A 2,697-nucleotide genomic window follows, 5' to 3' on the forward strand; every position below is an offset into this window, starting at 1 on the left:
CACGCCTGACACTCAGTTCCGGGTAGGCAGTTCGCTCCAAGCTGGACTGTATGCACGAACCCCCCGTTCAGTCCGACTGCTGCGCCTTATCCGGTAACTATCGTCTTGAGTCCAACCCGGAAAGACACGACAAAACGCCACTGGCAGCAGCCACTGGTAACAGGTTTGTGCGAGAGATGTGTTCAGAGTTCTTGAAGTGGCGGCCTGACTGAGGCTACACTGGAAGGACAGATTTGGTGACATGTCTCGCACAAGACTGTTACCACGGTTAGAGAATCTGCCAGGATTAACTAACCTTCGAAAAACCACCTGCCAGGGTGGTTTTTTCGTTTCGTGGTCAAGAGATTACGACTCTCGCTTAAGGATCTCAAGAAGATCTGCCCGCATCCTTTCAAAATCCTTTTAAAAAAGAATATCGTGTGCAAAATGGTTTCGGGAATACGATGTTTTTTCAGTCTCTGTTAAAAAGAAAAAAATAGGATAACGAAATGATAAGGAAGATTTTTTTTGCTTATGCGATCGTAGTAGCGATCTCTGGCTGTACAGCAATGGATAAATTGGCGGGAATGGGTGTTGTTTCTCAGCAAACATCAACCTTTGATAACTCGACTGTCATAGAGGTATCTCCAAATTCGCTATACGATCCTAACAGCACTTGGGGAACACCACTTCAGTTGGGCGCGATATGGTCTAGTGCCTATCCAGATGAGGCTGGACTAATCCTTTCCTACAACTCGAATGTATCTAGCGGAAATGCCGCATACTTAGGTTTGACGGGGATTGATATAAATGTTGATGGTAAAATATCCAGCTATAAAGCACAGCAACAAACTAATCTAAGCAGCAGCTCATATAACTCCGTATCCAAGACGATCTATACCTCTAGCAAGAATACTATCGTTATCCCATATAAATTGCTGGAGAGCATGGTATCAGCTAAAAACTGCCGCATTCGCATACACACAAGCCAAGGAAATCAAGACATCGACTTCTCAGCACAAAGTATCCCCGGAGGTAAAGCGACAGCGATCGTTTCCATTAAAGAGTTCCTGGCCAAAGTCGAACGTTTTAAATAAGGAGGCGTCATGAAGAAGCAGATTCTTGCACTCGCTTTGCTATCACTGCCACTGATTGGCATGGCAAAGGACTCTGGTTATGGCAATACCGAATGGGGTATGACCCCAAATCAGGTCGTTGCAGCCCAGAAAGGAAAAGCTCATTTAATCCCCCCTCAAAAGTATAAAGACCAATGGGGAAAAGTGAGCATTGAAGACGTGAATATAGGTAGTGGAATATATACAGTTACGTTTATTTTTGACGCATCAGATAAATTAGTCCAAACCAACGTTGCCAGCAAAGAAAAGAAAAACGAGGGAATAGCGAACGACCAATTTAACTTATTAAATCAATTGCTTACACAAAAGTACGGCAAACCACAGTTTGTAAGTGATGAAAAAGCAACATGGAAAACTGATACTACAACAATTGAGCTAAATAAGATGATCATCTCCGGAATTATGGCTCAAACACTAGTTCGCTACATTCCTAATAAGACCGTGATTTCTGACACGTCTAACCTGTAATAATTGTAGCCTCACTGAGTGTCTCTCTCCTGCTTCTATATCTGAGGTGGGAGATTTACCATAACATCTCTTGCGTGCACCGCCGCAGAGGCCCTCAGCGCGTTTCTGCCGCGTGCGGGCCGTTTCCGGCACCTTTCCCAGCACCAACCCCTGAAAAACGCGCCTGATGATTTCTGCGCATCTGCATGGCTATGCACGAACATGCCTGGCCGGAATTTTAGCGGCTAAAATCCTGCGAACTGCTCAAAAGGCTCGCTGAACCCCATCGATAACGGTGAACGGGTGCACAGTTTACTGTGCGGTCGTGAGGCGTTGAGCAACGAGCTTTGCGAGGCGGTAGGGGTTCTGAGAGCCAGCTGCAGGCTCAGGAGAAAACATTCTGTTTTCGGGGCAGATACCGCAAATGACGTCATTTTGCGGCGTCTGCCCTATCCTGCATCGCAACGTCTAAAGGATGTGAGCACAAACGCCAGCACTTTGCGAATCCTGCCCTAGATCTCAACAGCAGAGAAATTTCGTACGCACGAAACTCAGCGTATCGGGCGGCGCCTGATGAAACATTCTGGAGTGTCGGCGGTACTCCAAAAACACATCTTGTCCCGCTGATGTTGTCACTGGCGCAAAGCGGCGGTAATGACAAGACATTTCCTGTCCGCATCAATACGTGCAGAAAACGTAAGTGGTGAAAGATGATAGTACGGAGCGACAGGAGCCTAAGCAGCCACCGGAGAAATTACGCTTCCTCGGTCATTCGCTCACTGCGTTCGGTCATGACTCTGCGGCGAGCGTTACGGGATCAATCAAAGGGCGTGGAGGTATGAAGTGTGAGAAGAGACTTAAGGGCTGCCGGTTTTCCATAGGCTCCGCCCCCCTGACAAGCATCACGAAATCTGACGCTCAAATCAGCGGTGGCGAAACCCGACAGGACTATAAAGATCCCAGGCGTTTCCCCCTGGTAGCTCCCTCGTGCGCTCTCCTGTTCCTGCCTTTCGGTTTACCGGTGTCATTCCGCTGTTATGGCCGCGTTTATCTCATTCCACGCCTGACACTCAGTTCCGGGTAGGCAGTTCGCTCCAAGCTGGACTGTATGCACGAACCCCCCGTTCAGTCCGAC

The 2,697-nt window shown here is 48.0% G+C and carries 3 protein-coding genes; all 3 read left to right on the forward strand.

Going from position 1 to position 2,697, the window contains the following annotated elements; translation table 11 throughout:
- The first annotated feature begins 50 nt into the window (after positions 1 to 50).
- Positions 51 to 212, forward strand: coding sequence for a replication initiation protein (locus OQV04_RS24160; protein ID WP_072141184.1), 162 nt, complete (start codon positions 51 to 53; stop codon positions 210 to 212).
- Between the two features lie 276 nt (positions 213 to 488).
- Complete coding sequence (locus tag OQV04_RS24165; protein ID WP_050953182.1) at positions 489 to 1,076, forward strand: hypothetical protein; 588 nt, start codon at positions 489 to 491, stop codon at positions 1,074 to 1,076.
- Positions 1,077 to 1,085: 9 nt separating this feature from the next.
- Positions 1,086 to 1,583, forward strand: a complete 498-nt coding sequence (locus tag OQV04_RS24170; RefSeq protein ID WP_050953180.1) for a hypothetical protein — start codon at positions 1,086 to 1,088, stop codon at positions 1,581 to 1,583.
- Positions 1,584 to 2,697 lie beyond the last annotated feature (1,114 nt).

Source organism: Escherichia sp. Lx600-2, assembly GCF_036662595.1.
GTDB classification, from domain to species: Bacteria; Pseudomonadota; Gammaproteobacteria; order Enterobacterales; family Enterobacteriaceae; genus Escherichia; species Escherichia coli.